At 37.3% G+C, this 20,552-nt stretch carries 16 protein-coding genes; 6 read left to right on the forward strand and 10 right to left on the reverse strand.

All coding sequences use genetic code 11. The features are described 5' to 3' along the window. Nucleotides 1-178: 178 nt before the first annotated feature. From H3T56_RS08060 to parE, 6 genes are all read right to left on the reverse strand, one after another. The gene (locus tag H3T56_RS08060; protein ID WP_065578185.1) at nucleotides 179-1,489 is read right to left on the reverse strand and encodes an NCS2 family permease; all 1,311 of its coding nucleotides are present in this window, start codon (nucleotides 1,487-1,489) and stop codon (nucleotides 179-181) included. Nucleotides 1,490-1,779: 290 nt separating this feature from the next. Beyond that, complete coding sequence (locus H3T56_RS08065) at nucleotides 1,780-3,354, reverse strand: TerC family protein (RefSeq protein WP_065650729.1); 1,575 nt, start codon at nucleotides 3,352-3,354, stop codon at nucleotides 1,780-1,782. 143 nt (nucleotides 3,355-3,497) lie between these two features. After that, complete coding sequence (locus H3T56_RS08070; protein ID WP_198192519.1) at nucleotides 3,498-4,943, reverse strand: TrkH family potassium uptake protein; 1,446 nt, start codon at nucleotides 4,941-4,943, stop codon at nucleotides 3,498-3,500. Between the two features lie 15 nt (nucleotides 4,944-4,958). Next, on the reverse strand, nucleotides 4,959-5,804 hold the full coding sequence (gene djlA, locus H3T56_RS08075; RefSeq protein WP_198192505.1) for a co-chaperone DjlA: 846 nt from the start codon (nucleotides 5,802-5,804) through the stop codon (nucleotides 4,959-4,961). Nucleotide 5,805: 1 nt separating this feature from the next. Beyond that, nucleotides 5,806-8,034, reverse strand: a complete 2,229-nt coding sequence (gene parC / locus H3T56_RS08080; protein WP_198192506.1) for a DNA topoisomerase IV subunit A — start codon at nucleotides 8,032-8,034, stop codon at nucleotides 5,806-5,808. 27 nt (nucleotides 8,035-8,061) lie between these two features. Beyond that, nucleotides 8,062-9,951, reverse strand: coding sequence for a DNA topoisomerase IV subunit B (gene parE / locus H3T56_RS08085; protein ID WP_065614146.1), 1,890 nt, complete (start codon nucleotides 9,949-9,951; stop codon nucleotides 8,062-8,064). Nucleotides 9,952-10,173: 222 nt separating this feature from the next. On the opposite strand from parE, the gene H3T56_RS08090 reads away from it, so the two are divergent. The 5 genes from H3T56_RS08090 to ubiA all read left to right on the forward strand — a co-directional run bounded on the left by H3T56_RS08090 (nucleotide 10,174) and on the right by ubiA (nucleotide 15,675). After that, on the forward strand, nucleotides 10,174-12,624 hold the full coding sequence (locus H3T56_RS08090; protein ID WP_198192508.1) for a DMSO/selenate family reductase complex A subunit: 2,451 nt from the start codon (nucleotides 10,174-10,176) through the stop codon (nucleotides 12,622-12,624). 19 nt (nucleotides 12,625-12,643) lie between these two features. After that, nucleotides 12,644-13,258 carry a DMSO/selenate family reductase complex B subunit gene (locus tag H3T56_RS08095; protein WP_086320149.1) on the forward strand — a complete coding sequence of 205 codons (615 nt, stop codon included), beginning with the start codon at nucleotides 12,644-12,646 and terminating at the stop codon, nucleotides 13,256-13,258. Nucleotide 13,259: 1 nt separating this feature from the next. Then, entirely contained in the window at nucleotides 13,260-14,099 is an 840-nt protein-coding gene (locus H3T56_RS08100; protein ID WP_198192510.1) for a DmsC/YnfH family molybdoenzyme membrane anchor subunit, read from the forward strand. Between the two features lie 62 nt (nucleotides 14,100-14,161). Beyond that, on the forward strand, nucleotides 14,162-14,719 hold the full coding sequence (locus H3T56_RS08105; protein WP_198192511.1) for a molecular chaperone: 558 nt from the start codon (nucleotides 14,162-14,164) through the stop codon (nucleotides 14,717-14,719). 125 nt (nucleotides 14,720-14,844) lie between these two features. Next, nucleotides 14,845-15,675, forward strand: a complete 831-nt coding sequence (gene ubiA / locus H3T56_RS08110; protein ID WP_065650723.1) for a 4-hydroxybenzoate octaprenyltransferase — start codon at nucleotides 14,845-14,847, stop codon at nucleotides 15,673-15,675. A gap of 326 nt (nucleotides 15,676-16,001) precedes the next feature. Here ubiA and folP read toward each other — a convergent pair whose 3' ends face one another. The 3 genes from folP to rlmE all read right to left on the reverse strand — a co-directional run bounded on the left by folP (nucleotide 16,002) and on the right by rlmE (nucleotide 19,576). After that, the gene (folP, locus tag H3T56_RS08115) at nucleotides 16,002-16,841 is read right to left on the reverse strand and encodes a dihydropteroate synthase (protein WP_198192512.1); all 840 of its coding nucleotides are present in this window, start codon (nucleotides 16,839-16,841) and stop codon (nucleotides 16,002-16,004) included. Between the two features lie 152 nt (nucleotides 16,842-16,993). Next, nucleotides 16,994-18,874, reverse strand: a complete 1,881-nt coding sequence (ftsH, locus tag H3T56_RS08120) for an ATP-dependent zinc metalloprotease FtsH (RefSeq protein ID WP_370545538.1) — start codon at nucleotides 18,872-18,874, stop codon at nucleotides 16,994-16,996. A gap of 75 nt (nucleotides 18,875-18,949) precedes the next feature. Continuing rightward, nucleotides 18,950-19,576, reverse strand: coding sequence for a 23S rRNA (uridine(2552)-2'-O)-methyltransferase RlmE (gene rlmE / locus H3T56_RS08125; protein WP_065578175.1), 627 nt, complete (start codon nucleotides 19,574-19,576; stop codon nucleotides 18,950-18,952). A 98-nt stretch (nucleotides 19,577-19,674) separates the two neighbouring features. Between rlmE and yhbY the strand changes: the two genes are divergently transcribed. Further along, nucleotides 19,675-19,968 (forward strand): ribosome assembly RNA-binding protein YhbY, encoded by a 294-nt coding sequence (yhbY, locus tag H3T56_RS08130; RefSeq protein ID WP_086320154.1) that lies wholly within the window; start codon nucleotides 19,675-19,677, stop codon nucleotides 19,966-19,968. Between the two features lie 40 nt (nucleotides 19,969-20,008). On the opposite strand, the gene greA is transcribed toward yhbY, so the two are convergent. Further along, complete coding sequence (gene greA, locus H3T56_RS08135) at nucleotides 20,009-20,485, reverse strand: transcription elongation factor GreA (protein WP_065578173.1); 477 nt, start codon at nucleotides 20,483-20,485, stop codon at nucleotides 20,009-20,011. Nucleotides 20,486-20,552 lie beyond the last annotated feature (67 nt).

The raw sequence follows: 20,552 nt of genomic DNA on the forward strand, positions 1-20,552 counted from the left end.
TACTAAATTTTGTAGCGATTTTATGTTTTTTGTTTTTTGTGACGCAGATCAAATTCTATAAAGGGCTAAAAGAAGGTGAAATGATTGTTGTAGTCTGTTTGAAATTTCAGATGAAATAATTGTATGGGGGGGAAGAAGCTATTTCTACCATGTTAATGGTAGAAATAGTTTGATGAAATTAATGATGATCAATAAAGATGAATTTTAAAGCAAACAGTAGTGCAAAAACTATCACACAAAGATTTAATTCTTTAAATTTACCAGTAAATGTTTTCAATATCACATAAGAGATAAAGCCAAGAGCGACCCCTTCAGTAATAGCAAAAGCAAATGGCATCATTAATGCGGTAATAAATGCTGGTGTTGCATCAGTTAAATCAGACCAGTTAACTTTCATTAAACTTGATACCATTAAGATACCAACAAAAATTAGTGCACCTGATGTGGCATAAGGTGGTACTAAATGTGCTAAAGGTGATAAGAAAGTCATCATTAAAAATAATAAGCCAACCACCACTGCAGTTAAGCCAGTACGTCCACCAACTGAAATGCCTGCGGAACTTTCAATATAAGTTAATACAGATGAAGTACCAAATAACCCACCAAGTGAAGAACTGAAACTATCAATTAATAAAGCTTGACGCATTTTAGGAAAACGACCTTTTTCGTCAGAAAGTCCTGCTTTATCGGTTAAAGCTAAAATAGTACCCGATGAATCAAACAAGCTAACAATCATTACTGAAAAGATTACCCCGAGGATACCAATATTCAGTGAACCAGCAAGGTCAACATGGCCAACAACGCTGCCAACACTCGGTGGAACTGCTGCAATTCCTTGATAACTAATATTTGGATCAAGCCATAGCGCTAGTAGGGTCACGACAAGAATAGAAACTAACACGGCAGCATGAAAATTGCGGGTAGCAAGGATAACGATAATAAAAAATCCAAGCGAACCTAATAAGACTTTAAGTGACAAAATATTGCCTAAGGTTAGTAATGTAGCTGGCGATGCGACCACAATACCCATATTTTGGAATCCCATAAAAGCAATAAATAAGCCAATACCAGCACTAATACCGGCGCGTAAACACTGTGGAATATGTTCGATTAACCAATGGCGGACTTTAAATAGTGATAATGCAAAAAAGACCAATGAGCCCCAAAATATCGCTCCCATCCCAACTTGCCAAGAATAGCCCATTGCACCGCATATTCCATAAGCAAAAAAGACATTTAGCCCCATAGCAGGTGCTAAAGCAATCGGTAGATTGGCAAATAATCCCATCATAATTGTCGCAAAAGCGGTGACAACACAAGTTAGGACAAACACTGCTGATTTATCCATTCCTGTTGCAGATAAGATTGAAGGATTAACAAAGATAATATAAACCATGGTTAAAAAAGTGGTGCAACCAGCGATAAGCTCGGTACCAGGGGTGGTTTTTTTTTCTTTTAATTGAAAGATTTTTTCGAATAGTGAATTCATAAATTAAAGCCCAATTTAGGTTGATAGTGATCCATTTTGATATAATTTTATATCTTTATTTTTACCGAAGTAAATTTACGGTAAAAATAAAAAAGATATAAAGTGATTACTTCATATCTTTAAAAAACGTAAAAACACTGCGCTATTATTGCCAGTAATTTATTTTGGTCAAGCGTTATTCTAAATAACAAATAGCATTTTATTAGTGATCAGTCATGCTGATAACTTAGCGCTAACATAGTTTTTAGCCATTTAATGTCACACTGGATAACATGCTGATTATCAATAGATTAGTTAGCCAAAATATCTAATTTATTTTTAGTAATTTTTACTTTTAAAATCCGATGACTTTCAATCTCGGCGACTTCAAATAGATAGTCACCAATCTGTATGGTTTCACCAACATTGAGAAGATGTTGGGCTTTTTCCATCAATAATCCCGCAAGGGTATGATATTCTCGCTTATCATCAATCGGAATCGGTACAAATCTTACTAATTCTTCTACTGGGATGTAGCCATTTGCAATCCAACTATCATCATCTAAACATTGGATGTCATGTTTAGCATCGATCTCTTCTTCTTCAGTTGGAAAGTCACCGGCAATGGTTTCAATAACATCGGTCACTGACACCACACCTTGCATTGATCCAAATTCATCAACCACAAAAGCAAAGTGAGTTTTGGCTTTTTTGAATTGTTCCAGCGCTACAAGTAATGATACTGTTTCAGGAAAAATTAATGGTTGTTTGATTAATGAATTAATATCAAAGGGTTGTTTATTTTGTAAAATATCTTTTAACAGATCATTAACTTGAATGATACCTAATGGTTCATCAATTGAAGCATTATCAGTCACTACTAAACGTGAATGAGGATTGTCAAAAATTTCTTTTAATATTACTTCTCGATCATCATTGATATTGACCATATCAACATCTAATCGAGATGTCATGATACTGCTTACTGAACGTTGAGCTAACCCTAATACTCGCTCAACCATGTTTAATTCTTGATGATTAAATACTGAGGTTTTTTTATTATTATCAGATACCACATCAATGGTATGGCTATCGGGATCTTCTTCAGCATCGCCTTTAAGTAAATGTAAAATAGCTTCGGCGGTACGTTCACGTAGAGGTTTTTTGTTTAATGCTTTTCGACGGTTAAATATGGCTAGTTGATTAAAGAATTCAATCATAATCGAGAAGCCGATAGCTGCATATAAATAGCCTTTTGGAATGACAAAACCGAAACCTTCGGCAACCAAACTAAAGCCAATCATCAATAAAAAGCTTAAACATAAAATAACAATCGTTGGATGGGAGTTAACAAAATAGGCTAATGGTTTACTTGCCACCATCATAATCGCAATGGCGATACAAACTGCGATAATCATAACGGGTATATGCTCAACCATTCCCACTGCAGTAATGACTGAATCAAGTGAGAATACGGCATCAAGTACCACGATTTGCGCAACAACAGTCCAAAAATGTGAGGTTTTTTTCGGTTTGCCATCTTCGTGTGATGCACCTTCTAAACGCTCATTGAGTTCCATTGTCGCTTTAAACAGCAAAAATATTCCGCCAAGCAACATAATTAATTGCCGAGCATTGAAACTAATACCTGATATAGAAAATAGTGGGGTGGTGAGAGTAACTAACCAGCCAGTAAACATTAATAACAATATTCGAGTTATTAATGCAAAAGCAAGGCCTGTAATGCGTGCTTTATCTCGTTGTTGAGGCGGAAGTTTCTCGGCAAGAATGGCAATAAAAACAATGTTATCAATGCCAAGGACGATTTCAAGTACAACTAGAGTGGATAAACCAATCCAGATTGTAGGATCCATGATCCATTCCATATGTCAGGTGATTACCTCTAATGATCACAGCACATGCTGCTTGGTAATTCTGTCTGTAATTAGCAAAATAATCAATAAAATATTTAAATTTTTGACTATTTTATCAAAATTTGTTGATTAAAAGCCTTTATTAGGCGTAAAAATTAACTTCGCCAGAATGTCGGCGTGAATAAAACTAATAAAGTAAATATTTCTAGTCGACCAAATAACATGTCAACGACCATGACCCATTTCACCATATCACTGACATGAGCAAAATTATCACTGACACTACCAAGGCCAACGCCTAAATTATTTAGCGATGAAGCAACGATATAAAATGAGTCAGTTGCATCAATTCCTGTTGCCATAATAATAAATAAACTCACTAAAAATACTAATGCATAGGCAGAAAAGAATCCCCATACTGCTTCAATGATACGTTCTGGTACTACACGATTATTGAGTTTTAAGGTATAAATTGCATTAGGGTGAATAAGTCGTTTTAACTCCCGCGAGCCTTGCATAAATAACAGTAGTACGCGGACGACTTTTAATCCCCCTCCAGTTGAACCCGCACAGCCACCAATAAACGAAGCACATAATAGAAAAATTGGTAATGAGGATGGCCAGGTATTAATATCATCAACGGTAAAGCCGACAGTTGCAGAAACCGATACCACTTGTAATACAATTTTATCAATACTTAGGTTTCGTTGTGGTTGATAAAAGTAGATAACAAAGGTACAGATAGCAATTAAAGTAAGAAGGATAAAGATAAACGTTCTAAACTCTTGATCGTGCCAATATACTTTGAGTGAAATGCCATTTAATGCGGCAAAATGTAGAGCAAAATTACATCCTGACAAAATGAGGAATAAGGTAACAATATAGTTAATTGTTGCACTATTAAAATAAGCTAAATTGTTATCATGGGTCGAAAAACCACCCATTGATATCGTTGAAAAGCTATGTGAAATAGCATCAAAGATATCCATCCCCGCACACCACAAACTTATTGCACATAAGGTAGTGAGTAAAATGTAAATCGACCAAAGGGTTTTTGCTGTTTCGGCAATACGTGGTCGCATTTTACTGTCTTTTTGTGGACCAGGAATTTCAGCTCGATAGAGCTGCATACCCCCGACCCCTAATAGTGGTAAAATTGCGACCGCAAGTACGATGATCCCCATACCACCTAACCATTGCAACATTTGACGATAGAAAAGTAGCGCTTTGGGTAAATGATCCAAATTGACAATAGTGGTGGCGCCAGTGGTTGTTAATCCAGAAAAAGACTCAAAAAAAGCTGTGGTTAAATTAAGATTGATATGATTATCAAATAGGAACGGGAATGCGCCAATAGTGCCTAAAACGACCCAAAATAATACCACGATGAAAAAGCCTTCTCGAGTACTTAATTCATGGCGTTGATGACGATTAGGAAACCACAATAACACACCTAAAATTAATGCTGCAAAAAATGAACGAACAAAAATAGCACCTGCGCCGTCACGATATATTAACGCCACTAGTGCAGGTATTAACATAAATACTGACAATAGTGATATTAATAAACCGATAATTCTTACAATTGAGCGCCAATGCATCATATATAGTAATCTCTATTTAAAGCCACGTGATGATTTTATAAGATCGTAAGCAGCTTGAATTTCTTGTGCTCGCTTTTTGGCTGCTTCTAACATCTCTTTTGGTAAGCCTTTGGATACCAATTTGTCTGGATGATGTTCATTCATTAATTTGCGATATGCTCTTTTAATTTCAGAAATTTCAGCAGATGAATTTATTCCTAATATTTTATAAGCATTTGCTAAATCTGATTGCCTAGTACTGCTTTGGTAACCACTATAATTATGATTTTGTTGATATTGATGTTGACTGTTTTGTTGATTGTACTGATATTCTTGACGGAAATGAAAGCTTCCCATCATCATTTGAATATATATTGCCATTTGTGGCCGTGGAATACGAAACTCATCGGCAACAATGAAAAGAATCTCCGACTCTTTGTCATCTAAATGACCATCAACTAAAGCAGCTTGAATTAATTGTTCGCAAAAGATATTTAAGACATTACGTCGATAACGATATTGGTGATATAACTCACTTAATCGTGATCGAAGTGGGTAATCACTCGCTTTACCACGATTGAATGATTCTTGGGCTAATTGACGACTTGTCGCATCAAGTTGGAGTCGATCCATAACTTGCCGAGCAAGATTAATATCATCGCGAGTAACCACCCCTTTAGCTTTACTTAAATGCCCTAATACTTCAAAAACAACCGTTAAGTATAAGTTTGGATTAGACTGTGTCCTTCTCTCAGTCATTTTATTGCCAAATGCTTGGTATAGTATTGGGCCAATAAATAATCCGAGTATAAATCCCAATCCAGATTTTAATACTGAACTCAGTATTAAACCGGTAATAATGGACCAGATCAAAGACATACTATTCGTTTACCTCAATTCGATCTATTTTTTGTAATCCACGTGGTAATGATGTACCTTTACGAGCACGCTCCGCTCTAAATTTTTGTAAATCAGCTGGATAAAGTGTAAGTTTGCGTTTACCAACATATAGAGTTATAGATGTTTCTGGTGTTATCAACATCATATAAGCTAGGCTATCATCGCTACCAGAGAGTGAAATAATTTTATTGCCTTTACCTTTAGATAATTCTGGTAAATCTTTTACTGGGAATATCAGCATTCTGCCAGCTTTAGTAATTGATAACAGCAAGCTTTGCTCTGATAAAATCTCTATTGGTGCTAATGCATCTGCATCTTTAGATAAATTAATCACTGCTTTACCATTACGGTTGCGTGCAATTAAATCATTAAATTGACAAATAAAACCGTATCCAGCACTCGATGCAAGTAAGAATTTTTGTTGTTCATTGCCTGACATCAATACATGTTCAACGGTTGCTCCAGCTGGTAATGCCAGTTTACCGGTAAGCGGTTCACCTTGTCCTCTAGCTGATGGTAATGTACTTGGCTCAATCGCGTAACTGCGACCTGTTGAGTCGATAAATACCACTGGTTGATTACTTTTACCTTTTGCTGCGGCTTTAAAACTATCACCTGCTTTATAACTTAATCCGACAGGATCGATATCATGGCCTTTAGCTGCTCTGACCCAACCCATTTCCGATAATACAATTGTAACTGGTTCAGAAGGGATTAACTCTTGTTCAGTAATTGCTTTGGCTTCACTGCGCTCGACAATTGGTGAACGACGTTCATCACCATATTTTTCAGCATCAGCTTGTAGCTCTTTTTTGATTAAATTACTTAACTTTCTTGGTGAAGCTAATAATGCTTGCAGTTGATCTCGCTCTTTAGCCAGTTCGGCTTGTTCACCTTTGATACGAATTTCTTCTAGCTTAGCTAAATGGCGGAGTTTTAATTCTAAGATAGCTTCAGCTTGTGTTTCGCTTAAGGCAAATCTTTGAATTAATTCTGCTTTTGGGTCATCTTCATGACGAATGATTTCAATCACTTCATCAATATTTAGAAAGGCAATTAATAAACCATCTAAAATATGTAGTCTTTTTAGTATTTTATCTAAGCGATAATTTAAGCGACGAGTTACGGTAATACGTCGATATTCTAACCATTCAGTTAGGATCTCAACCAATCCTTTAACAGATGGACGATTATCTAGTCCAATCATGTTCATATTAACACGATAACTTTTTTCTAGATCAGTAGTGGCAAATAGATGGTTCATTACTTGCTCTAGATCTACACGATTAGAACGTGGCACAATAACCAGACGAGTCGGATTTTCGTGATCAGATTCGTCACGTAAGTCTTCAATTAACGGTAGTTTTTTAGCGCGCATTTGGCTAGCAATTTGCTCTAAAATTTTAGCACCAGAAACTTGATGTGGCAGATCAGTAATAACAATGTCGCCATCTTCTTTTTTCCAAACTGCTCGCATACGTATTGATCCACGGCCAGTTTTATAAATTTTGGCGATATCTTCCGGAGAGGTGATAATCTCAGCTTCTGTTGGGAAGTCAGGGCCTTTTATGTGATCCATCACTTCGCTAAGTGTTGCTTTTGGATTATCAGCTAACATAATAGCTGCATTCGCCACTTCACGAATGTTATGTGGTGGAATATCGGTTGCCATACCTACCGCAATACCGGTAGTACCGTTTAATAAGATATTCGGCAATCGAGCTGGCAACATTTTTGGCTCTTGTAATGTACCATCAAAATTTGGCGTATAGTCAACAGTGCCTTGTCCTAACTCACCTAACAATAATTCGGCATATTTTGATAGACGTGATTCGGTATAACGCATTGCAGCAAATGATTTCGGATCATCGGGTGCCCCCCAGTTTCCTTGCCCATCAACTAACGGATATCGATAAGAAAACGGTTGCGCCATTAATACCATTGCTTCATAACAGGCACTATCACCATGCGGATGGTATTTACCTAAAACGTCACCGACAGTACGGGCTGATTTTTTAAATTTTGCTTGCGCATTTAGCCCTAATTCTGACATTGCATAAACAATGCGACGTTGCACTGGTTTTAAGCCATCGCCAATAAACGGCAATGCGCGATCCATAATGACATACATTGAGTAGTTTAAATAGGCGCTTTCGGTAAATGTTCGTAGCGACTGAACTTCTACTCCGTCATGAGTTATTTCACTCATTATTGTTCCTCTAAATTATTCTGTATATTAGACATCAAGTTCAACTTGGTCACCTTTTTCTTGTAACCATTCTCGGCGATCTTCGGCACGTTTTTTCGCCAGTAACATATCCATTAATGCCATTGTTTCTTCGGCATTATCTAGTGATAACTGAACTAATCTACGGGTGTTAGGATCCATTGTGGTTTCGCGAAGTTGTAATGGATTCATTTCACCCAACCCTTTGAAACGTTGAACATTTGGCTTACCTTTTTTACGTTTAAGCTGATCTAAAATCCCTTCTTTTTCTTCTTCATCAAGGGCGTAATGAACTTCTTTGCCTAAATCGATACGATACAGTGGTGGCATGGCGACAAAAATATGTCCATGTTCAACCATGGCTCGAAAGTGACGTACAAATAGTGCGCATAGTAACGTGGCAATATGCAATCCATCTGAGTCAGCATCGGCTAAAATACAGATTTTACCGTAGCGTAATTGACTTAAATCATCACTATCAGGATCAATACCAATAGCTACTGAAATATCATGAATTTCTTGCGATCCTAATACTTCGTCAGATGAGACTTCCCAAGTATTTAATATTTTACCTTTCAACGGCATAATTGCTTGATATTCACGATCTCGGGCTTGTTTAGCTGACCCGCCAGCAGAATCACCTTCGACTAAAAATAGTTCGGTACGACTTAAATCTTGTGATGCACAGTCAGCCAGTTTACCCGGTAAAGCTGGACCACTGGTTAGTTTTTTACGGATGACTTTTTTGGATGCTCTTAAGCGTTTTTGAGCACTGGAAATTACCATCTCAGCAAGTAATTCGGCAATTTGTACATTTTGATTCAACCACAGGCTAAATGCATCTTTAACAATAGCTGAAACAAAAGCTGCACTTTGTCTTGATGATAAACGTTCTTTGGTCTGACCGGCAAATTGCGGTTCTTGCATTTTTACTGATAACACATAGGCACAGCGTTCCCAAATATCATCGGCGGTTAATTTTAAACCACGTGGTAATAAATTACGAAACTCACAAAATTCACGCATGGCATCAAGCAATCCTTGACGTAAACCATTGACATGGGTACCACCTTGTACAGTAGGAATTAAGTTAACGTAACTTTCAGTTAACAGTTCGCCACCTTCTGGTAACCAAAGTAATGCCCATTCAACCGCTTCTGTTTCACCTGTATGGCTACCAGTAAATGGTTGTTCCGGTAATAGTGTGTAACCACTAACTGACTCTATCAGATAATCTTTTAAACCGTCTTGATAACACCAGCGTTGCTCAGTACTGTTAATTTTGTCTTTAAAAATGATTTCCAGTCCTGGGCAAAGTACAGCTTTCGCTTTAAGCAAATGAGTTAAGCGAGGTACTGAGAAGCGAGGAGAATCAAAATATTTTTCATCAGGCCAAAAACGTACTTTTGTACCAGTATTTCGTCGGCCACAGGTGCCAATTACATGTAAATCTTCGACTTTATCACCATTTTCAAAGGCGATTTGGTAAACTTGTCCATCACGGTTTACAGTGACTTCTACTCGTTTGGATAAGGCATTGACAACAGAGATACCTACCCCATGTAAACCACCAGAAAATTGATAATTTTTGTTGGAGAACTTACCACCAGCATGTAAGCGACAAAGTAATAGTTCAATAGCCGGTACGCCTTCTTCAGGATGGATATCAACAGGCATACCTCGACCATCATCAATAACCTCAAGTGAATTGTCTTCATAAAGGGTAACTTTCACTTGGCGAGCATGACCAGCAATAGCCTCATCGACACTATTATCAATCACCTCTTGCCCTAAATGATTGGGACGAGCTGTGTCAGTATACATTCCAGGACGATGACGAACAGGATCGAGCCCTTTTAAGACCTCAATATCAACTGCATTATAAGTGGATTGTGACATAACTTTTCTGTTTATTCGATTAAATGGGCTTATTATACCAATCTTTCCTTAAGATGCATGAAATTAAATTTATAATAAAAAACAAAGCCATTTTTTTATTGATAATAATTCTTATTTCATTAATTTATTTTAAGTTAATTTCGATTTTAGTCTTTTTTCTGTTTTATAATCTTAACTATAGTATTATGATAATGACATGCCAAATATAAATAAGCGAATAGGATGAGCAAGTCAGATAATCAGATAACTCGGCGCGATTTTTTACAAAAATCATTGGCAATCGGTAGTGTGGCCGCATTAACCAATGATTTACAATTGCCTTTTGCTTATGCCGCGCCAGAGGCAGATCTTGCCAAGACTTCGGTACCTAATCCAACGAATCAAGAAAAGATTTTTTATAGTGCATGTTTAGTTAATTGTGGTAGTCGTTGCCCGTTAAAAGTACATGTTAAAAACGATATTATTACTAAAATATCTGCTGAAGATGGGATTAATGATGCGGTCTTTGGTCAACATCAAATCCGTCCTTGTCTGCGTGGACGAGCTGTGCGTTGGCGTACCTATGATCCGGAACGGCTAAAATATCCAATGCTACGAATCGGTAAACGGGGTGAAGGCAAATTTAAACGCATCTCGTGGGACGAAGCTATCGATCTATTAGCAGAAAAACTCAAATACACTATTAATCGCTATGGCAATGAAGCTATTTATTACCAATATGGTACGGGTACGACAGGGGCAAATATCTCAGGTCGTAATGCCTGTAAGCGATTTTTAAGTTGTATCGGTGGTCACCTTAATTATCATGGTGATTATTCAAGTGGACAGATCACCGCTATTCAACCTTTTATATATGGTAATGCTAAAGAGTCGTTGCTAGACCAAATCAAACATTCTGATCTAGTTGTGATGTTTGGACATAATGTTGCTGAAACTAGAATGTCGGGTGGTGGGCAGGTTGCTGAGTTATATACTGCATTAGCACAAAGTAAAGCAAGGGTAATTATTATTGATCCACGCCGTAGTGAAAGTGTGGTTGGTTATAATGCTGAGTGGCTGCCGATTATTCCTGGTACTGACGCTGCGTTAGTCGCTGCAATCATTTATGCTTTGCTTGAAGAAGATCGTGTTGATGAGGCGATGCTTAACCAATATTGTGTGGGTTGGAATGCTGATACATTACCTGATAGTGCTCCGCCTTTTAGCGATTACAAATCTTATATTTTGGGACTAGGGCACGACAGAACCGCAAAAACGCCTGAATGGGCAGCTAAAAAAACCGGCATTCCAGCCAAACAAATTCGGCAGTTGGCATTAGATATTGTTAATGCTAAAGCAGCATGGATTTCACAAGGTTGGGGGCCACAGCGCTGGCAAAATGGTGAGCATACTACAAGGGCGATTATGATCCTACCGGTTATCACCGGTCAGTTTGGTAAGCGTGGTACTAACATTGGTACTTGGGGTGGTAGCGTAACTTATCCTGTGCCTGGCTTGAATATGGTTAACCCTGTTAAAACCAGTATTCCTTTCTTTTTATGGACGAAGGCAATTGATGAACCGTTAAGCATGACTGCGAAAAATTCTTATATAAAAGGTAAAGATAAATTAGATGTGGGTATTAAATTTATCTGGAGCTATGCTAGCAATGTTATTGGTAATCAACACTCCGATCTCAATCGGACTCACCAAATTTTACAAGACGAATCGAAATGTGAATTTATTTTAGTTTGGGATACCCATATGACTGCTTCAGCAAAATATGCTGATCTACTGTTACCGGATGTTTCATCTGTAGAGAGTAATGATTTAATCAATAATTCATATGCATCAGGTGCTTATCATTATTTTATTCGTTTGCAACGAGCAATAAAACCACTTTGGGAAAATCGTCCTGCTTATGAGGTTTTGACTGAATTGTCAGCGAAAATGGCAGTTAAAGATAAATTTACTGAAGGTCGGAGTCAAGACGATTGGATTGCTTATAGTTATGAAAAAATGCGTAAGCTCAATCCTAATTTACCGACTTTTGCCGAAACAGATGGAATGGGGATTGTTGATCGTAAATTAGCTGATAGCGATGCACAGATCGGATTAAAAGCTTTTCGCGATGATCCAATAAAAAATCCATTAAATACGCCGTCAGGTAAAATCGAAATTTATTCAGAAGCATTAGCCAAAATTGCCAATGAATGGGAGTTTGATGACGATGATAAACTTTATCCTATACCGGCATATTTACCGGCAATAGAGGGGAGTGAAGACCTGCAAACACAAGCGAAATATCCATTACAATTAATCGGTTTTCATATCAAAGGGCATTGTCATTCAAGTTATAGTAATCTTCCGCAACTGCGAGAAGCGGTAGCTAGTAGTCTCTGGATTAATCCAGTGGACGCAGAACAAAGACAGATAAAGCATGGTCAATTGGTTGAAGTTTATAATGACCGCGGTCGACTTTACATTCCAGCTAAAGTGACACCACGGATACTACCGGGAATTATCGCTCTTCCGCAAGGATTATGGGCCAAGACTAATGCTGCTGGCATTGATATTGGTGGTTGCATTAATCGTTTAACCTCCTTACGACCCTCTGTGCTTGCTAAATCTAATCCTCAGCATACCAATTTGGTTGAAATTAAACCAATAGCAGCTATGCCGTCGGCATCTTAATCGGAAGGAGATGGTTTAAATGCAATATGGTTTTTATATTAATTCTACCAAATGTACTGGTTGCAAAACTTGCCAAGTAAGTTGTAAAGATGAAAAAGATAATGCGCTTGGTGTCCATTTCCGCCGTGTTTATGAATATGGCGGTGGTACATGGAAGCAAGTAAATGGATGTTGGCAAAATGATACATTTACCTATTATTTGTCGATCTCTTGTAATCATTGTCAAGAGCCAACCTGTGTACAAGGTTGCCCAACTGGTGCTATGCATAAACGCCAAGAAGATGGGTTAGTGGTAGTAAATCAAGATGTGTGTATTGGTTGTCGCTATTGTGAAATGCGTTGCCCCTACGGAGCACCACAATATGATCATCAAAAAAAGGTAATGTCTAAATGTGATGGTTGTTATGAACGTGTAGCGCAAGGTTTAAAACCTGTATGTGTTGAGTCTTGTCCTCAACGCGCTTTAGATTTTGATGACATTAATACCTTGCGTCAACGTTATGGTGATGAGTGCGATATTGCTCCGTTACCTAGTTCAGATTTAACCAAACCAAGTATCGTGATAAAGCCACATGCGCAAGCTAAAGCATCGGGTGACTCACTTGGTAAAGTGCTTAATCCAGAGGAGGTTTAGTATGCATGAACTTCCACTGGTATTTTTTACGATATTTGGGCAATTATCCGCAGGAATGATCCTACTTAGTGGTTTGTTTTATCTTGTTTATCGTTCAAAAAATAAATTGGCTATCACTCAAAAAATTAATGCAGTAGCGTTAATTTTCATGGCGATAGGTATGGCGATTGCATCATTTCACTTAGGTCAACCATTACGAGCATTCAATGTGATTTTTGGTATCGGCCGTTCACCAATGAGTAATGAAATTTTTACCTTTGGCTTATTATTTGCTATGACATTTGCTTTTGTCTTGCTTAACTATTTTGTCTTGTATCCAAATAGTACCAAATTACAAATCATCAAACCTCTGTGCCAAAAAATTAACCGTATACCACATTTAAACTATTTATTGGCTATAATCTTGGTTATTTTAAGCCTATTTTTTGTTTGGACCATTGTATTAACCTATATGTTAGCAACAATAAAAACGTGGAATAGTTGTTATACAGCGATACAAATGTATACTGCGATGTTGGTATTGGGAGGAATTGCTGTTACTTGGTTAGGACTATATCGAGTAGGTTATTGCGCTTTTTTTCTTGGTAGTTTACTGATTCTGCTATTAAAAATGCCTTACTTAAAGCTAATGAGTGAAATTGCTCCAGACTTAACCTCTAATCAATATTGCTGGATAATAGCACAGTGCGCATTATTAATTATTTCTATCATATTGGTTTTATTTGCGATTTTAAGAAATCAACATCAGACAATGATTTATCTATTGGCTTTTATTGGTGTATTTATCGCAGAAATTTGCGGACGTATCACTTTTTATAATTTGTGGATGATAACCGTTTAATTGTGCGGTAATTTGATGGTAATGGCATAATTAATTGGCTAATCAATATAGGATTGAATAATTTGGATAACCTGACTTCTATCACGTTGGCGAAATTATTAGGCGCTTTTTTTTATTATCCACCTACCAGTAAACAAGTCACTGGTTTAATTGATGGATTATTACAGCTAGATCAGTTAGCAAAGTGGCCAAACCAACAATTAGTAACTGAACAATGCCAAATCTTGAGTACTCAGGTACAGCATGCAGAAATAGAATATCAATTCTCACTATTATTTGAAGGGCAGGGCATTATGTCGGCGCCACCATGGGGTTCAGTCTATTTAGATCAAGAAAAACTACTAATGGGTGAATCACAAGAACGCTATCGGGAATTTTTACAGCAGCAAGGGTTGACTCTTGATACGGGTATGAATGAGCCAGAAGATCAGTTTGGATTGATGTTAATGGCATATGCGATACTACTAGAAAAGCAGCAATTTGCTGCTGCACAGCAGTTAATGACCGAATACCTTTTAAGTTGGGCACCAATGTATTTGGATTGCTTAAAACAAAATCAAGTCAGTCTATTCTATCAAGCATTAGCGATTATTGCAGAACAATATTTGCAAATGATATAACTCTGGCTATATAGCAAATAAAGCGCTCATTTATTTAAGCCAAAATATGCATTGATAGCTGTTGTTTGCAGCTTTTTAACGAACAGGTATAATCCGCCTATTATGATTCAGGACAATGACAATCTATGTTAGCTTATTTACAACTGATGCGATTAGACAAGCCAATTGGTTGCTTACTACTACTTTGGCCAACATTGTGGGCGATTTGGCTTGCTACATCTACACCATCTATTCATGTTGTTGTTGTGTTTGTTGTTGGTGTGATTATTATGCGCTCAGCTGGTTGTGTGGTTAATGATTACGCTGATCGGCATTTTGATGGTAAAGTCGAACGTACTAAGAATCGTCCTCTCGCGCGTGGCGCATTGAGCGAAAAAAATGCCTTATACACTTTATTCGTATTACTGCTGATTGCGCTTGGTTTATTGCTTACTTTGGATAAATTAACTTGGTTAATGGCTGGTTTTGCATTAATCACGGCAATGATTTATCCATTTATGAAACGTTACACACATTTACCCCAAGTGACTTTAGGCATTGCCTTTAGCTGGGGAATTCCGATGGCCTATGCGGCAACAATAGCTCAATTTCCGATAACTTGTTGGTTACTGTGTCTAGCTAATGTATGTTGGACAATAGTTTATGATACCGAATATGCTATGGTCGATCGCGATGATGATCTTAAAATAGGTATCAAATCCACAGCTATCCTATTTGGTGACTATGACAAGTTTATTATTGGATTACTGCAAATCATAACCTTAGTTTGCCTGACATTGATCGGTATAAATAATCATTTTCAGCAATTTTATTATATTGGTTTAATCATCGCCTTATTGCTATTTATCTATCAACAATGGTTAATCAAAGACCGTGATAGAAAAAATTGTTTTAAAGCGTTTATGAATAATAATTATATAGGATTGTTTATATTTATAGCGATTTTGGTTAGTTAAAAACACCTTTACCATCATTATTTAACTTTCATCGCGGATATTAATTGCTTTAAACGATATATCTTAAATTGTAAAAGTGTAGCTTCTTAAAAAAGTAAAATGGTGGTATAGACTCCTCAATATTTTTTACAAGATTATTCTCAATTTTTTAAATTATTGAATTTAATTTGCCAGCGCCATTCGGAAGAGAATTACTATTGTAATATAGGTAAGGTAGGCATTTACCTACCTTTAAGGTTGTTCGATTGCTAGTAGTAAAACAAACATATTATTTGCAAGTTAATGGTATAGACTCCTTAATATTTTTTACATCTATACCAGCTAATTTATAGATTTTGTTCTGCTAATGTGGCTTGCACTATTCGCATGGCATCGAAGGTTTCTTTGACATCATGAACACGGATAATTTGCGCTCCTTTCATTGCTGCAATAACTGCACAAGAAACACTACCTAATACACGTTCTTTAGGGGGAACATTTAGCACTTGCCCGACCATCGATTTTCTTGACATGCCAACCAAAATTGGCAAATTGAAGTGATGGAATTTTTCCAGTGTAGCCAATAGACGATAGTTATGGGCTAACGTTTTACCAAACCCGAAGCCTGGATCAAGGATGATTTTTTCCCGAGCAATGCCAGCAGTTACACATCGTTGGATATGTTCTGCAAAAAATGAATCGACTTCTTGATAGATATCTTGTTGGTAATGAGGTGCATTTTGCATCGTTTTGGGATCACCTTGCATATGCATAATACATACTGGTAATTCAGTTTGTTGTGCTGCTTTTAATGCTCCAGGTAAAGTTAATGCCCGAATATCATTAATTAAATGTGCACCAGCTTTGGCGGCTTCTGTGATGACTTCTGGTTTTGATGTATCAACTGAAATCCAAACGTCAAAATAGCGAGCAATTTTTTCCACTAGCGGTATAACTCGATCAAGTTCTTCACTGGTTGAAACATCAGCAGCACCAGATCGAGTTGATTCTCCGCCAACATCAATAAAGGTTGCCCCAGCTTGAATCATATTATCAACTCGCCGCATAGCATCATCAAGATTGTTGTAATTACCGCCGTCAGAAAAAGAATCTGGCGTCATATTAACAATTCCCATTACTTGAGGAAAAGAGAGATCCATTACGTGATTTTGAAAACGAATTTCCATGATTTTAGGCCTTATTTTATTAATATTTTTAATGCTAATTGCACTGTTGTAATGCTGAAGTATGATTGTTAGTACTGGTTTATTATTTCACAAAATTAATTGCGGTTGGATGATAAAAAACGCGCCGAAGCGCGTTTTAGATTTAGTCGTAATTAATTTTCTGATTGAGGTGGTATATCTGATCCCTCATTTGGTATCTCTTTTGCTGCTTGTTCATCACTTTCACTCCAATCTTCTGGAGCAGTAATTGGTCTACGAGCAATCAAATCAGCAACTTGTTTTGCGCCAATGGTTTCGTATTTCATTAATGCATCTTTCATTGCATGAAGTACGTCCATATTTTCAGTTAAAATTTTACGTGCTCGTTCAAAGTTACGATCGATAATTTTTTTAACTTCTTCATCAATAATTCGCGCAGTTTCATCAGAGATATCTTTTGGTCGGCCATAAGATGAATTATCATCCATTTCATAAAATAACGGACCTAAACGATCAGAAAAGCCCCATTGGGTAACCATTGCTCTGGCATATTGAGTGGCAACTTTAATATCGTTTGATGCACCAGTTGAAACTTTATCAACACCATAAATCAGTTCTTCGGCAAGACGTCCACCATATAGCGTGGCGATATCACCTTCTAATTTTTCTCGGCTTTCACTAACTCGATCGCCTTCAGGTAAGAAGAACGTTACCCCTAATGCTCGGCCACGCGGGATGATAGTTACTTTATGGATTGGATCATGATCAGGCATTAAATAACCGATAATGGCGTGTCCAGCCTCATGATAAGCGGTTGAGATAAGTTGCTCTTGTGTCATGGTTAACGAACGTCGTTCTGTACCCATGTTGATCTTATCTTTAGCTTCTTCAAATTCGTCCATAGTGACTAAACGCTTGTTACGACGAGCTGCAAATAGTGCGGCTTCATTGACTAGGTTTGCCAATTCTGCACCAGAATAACCTGGGGTACCACGAGCAAGCACCGATAAATTAACATCAGAACCGAGTGGTACTTTTTGCACATGAACAGCTAGAATTTGTTCACGACCTTTCATATCCGGTAAGCCAATTTGTACTTGGCGGTCAAAACGACCAGGACGAAGTAAGGCTGGATCTAGAATATCAACACGGTTGGTTGCAGCAATAATGATAATGCCACTATTAGCTTCGAAACCATCCATTTCAACTAACATTTGGTTAAGAGTTTGTTCGCGTTCGTCATGACCACCCATTGAGCCGGCACCACGTTTACGACCCACAGCATCGATTTCATCAATAAAGATAATACATGGTGAATGTTTACGGGCTTGTTCAAATAGATCACGGACACGTGAAGCACCGACACCAACAAACATTTCAACAAAGTCTGAACCAGAAATACTAAAGAAAGGTACATTTGCTTCACCAGCGATGGCTTTAGCTAGTAATGTTTTACCGGTACCTGGCGGTCCAACCATTAAAATACCTTTGGGAATACGACCACCAAGTTTTTGATATTTTCCAGGATCTCGTAAAAAATCGACAACTTCGGTAACTTCTTGTTTCGCTTCTTCACTGCCTGCAACATCACTAAATTTAGTCTTAACTTGGTCAGGTGTTAACATTTTAGCTTTACTTTTACCTACCGACATTGGCCCACCTTTACCACCACCTTGCATCTGGCGCATGATAAAGAACCAGAAACCAAGTAGTAAAATAATCGGGAACCACGAGATTAAAATGTTAACTAATAAGCTTGGTTTTTCGTCAGGGCTGCCATAGACCGCAACATCATTTAGCACCAAATTATCAACTAACTTTTCATCCAAATAAGGGATATAAGTAACATAGTTATTACTCCCTTTGGTGGTAGCAACGATTTCGCGGCCATTAATATGCACTTCTTTCAGTTTGCCACCCGTTACATCCGCATTAAATTTGGTGTAATCGACTTGAGGACCGCTATTGGATATTGAGCTGAATTGACTAAAAACAGCAATCAATACGACGGCGATAACACCCCAGATCAGTAAATTCTTTACCATGTCGTTCAAAAGAAAAACCTCTCATAAAATTAATAGTTACGACTAAAATTAACCAAGTATGGTACTACAAAATTGTACGGCTGGCTACTTCATCCCCATTGCTACAATATATACTTCTCGAGACCGTGCGCGCGAGGCTTCTGGCTTGCGAATTTTGACTGTTTTAAACAGTGATCTTACTGTTTTTAGATATTCTTCAAATCCCTCACCTTGGAATACTTTAACGATGAAACTACCATTTGGAGCAAGAACGTCTTTACACATATCTAATGCTAATTCAACTAAATACATAGCCCTAGGTATATCAACAGCGGGTTGTCCACTCATATTTGGTGCCATGTCGGACATAACAACTTGTACTTTTTCTTCGCCAACTCGCTCAAGTAGGGCATTTAATACTGCTTCATCACGAAAATCACCTTGCAAAAAGTCAACGCCAACGATAGGATCCATTGGCAATAAATCACAGGCAATAATTCGCCCTTTATTGCCAATGAGAGATGCAACATATTGTGACCATCCTCCTGGTGCAGCGCCTAAATCCACCACAGTAATTCCTGGTTTAAATAATTTGTCACTTTTTTGTATTTCTTCTAATTTGAACCATGCTCTGGATCTCAGGCCTTTTTTTTGTGCTTGTTGCACAAAACGATCGTTAAAATGTTCATTAAGCCAACGAGTAGAGCTTGCTGAGCGTTTTTTGTTACTCACAGAGAATAAATCCTTAATGTAATGAGGTCACTTCAATTGATTACAAATATATATAAGGGTAGAATAGCAAAATTACAACTTAATGTGATAAAAAATTAATGAATTTATCGAATAAACAAAAACAGTATTTAAAAAGTGAAGCTCATCATTTAAAACCGATAGTGATGATTGGGGCTAATGGATTTACCGAAGGCGTGCTAGCTGAAATTGAAAATGCCTTAAATTTCCATGAGTTAATAAAAATTAAAGTATCCGCTGAAGATCGTGAAACTAAAAAGCTAATTTGTGAAGCAATCATCCGCGAAACAAAAGCTTTAGCTGTTCAACAGGTGGGTTCTATTTTTACGATATATAGACCGAGTGAAGAGAAAAAAATTACACTACCAAAATAAAAAATAGGGCTAATCGCCCTATTTTTTTGCAACAGTTTAATTAAATATATTCAACTTTAACAATATCAAATTCAACATCGCCACCAGGTGTTTTAATTTGTACTGTATCACCATCTTCCTTGCCAATAAGTCCACGAGCAATTGGAGAGTTAACTGAAATTAAATTCTGTTTGTAATCCGCTTCATCGTCGCCAACGATTCGGTAAGTTGTTTCTTCATCGGTATCAATATTTACTACTGTGACGGTAGCACCAAATATAATACGACCGGTATTTTTAACTTTAGTGATATCGATAATTTGTGCTTGCGACAATTTACCTTCAATTTCTTGAATACGACCTTCACAAAATCCTTGTTGCTCTCTCGCAGCATGATATTCAGCGTTTTCTTTCAAATCACCGTGTGCTCTAGCTTCAGCAATAGCGGCAGTAATTTGAGGTCTTTTTACATTTTTAAGTTCTTCAAGTTCTGCACGTAATAATTCGGCTCCCTTTACTGTCATTGGGATCTGTTTCATTTCGGTTTTTTCCTATATATATAGTAAATAAAAAGAATAACAAATGTTCATCTTAATCAAAAGAGAG

It is taken from the genome of Gilliamella sp. W8123, assembly GCF_016101085.1.
Taxonomy (GTDB): Bacteria; Pseudomonadota; Gammaproteobacteria; order Enterobacterales; family Orbaceae; genus Gilliamella; species Gilliamella apis.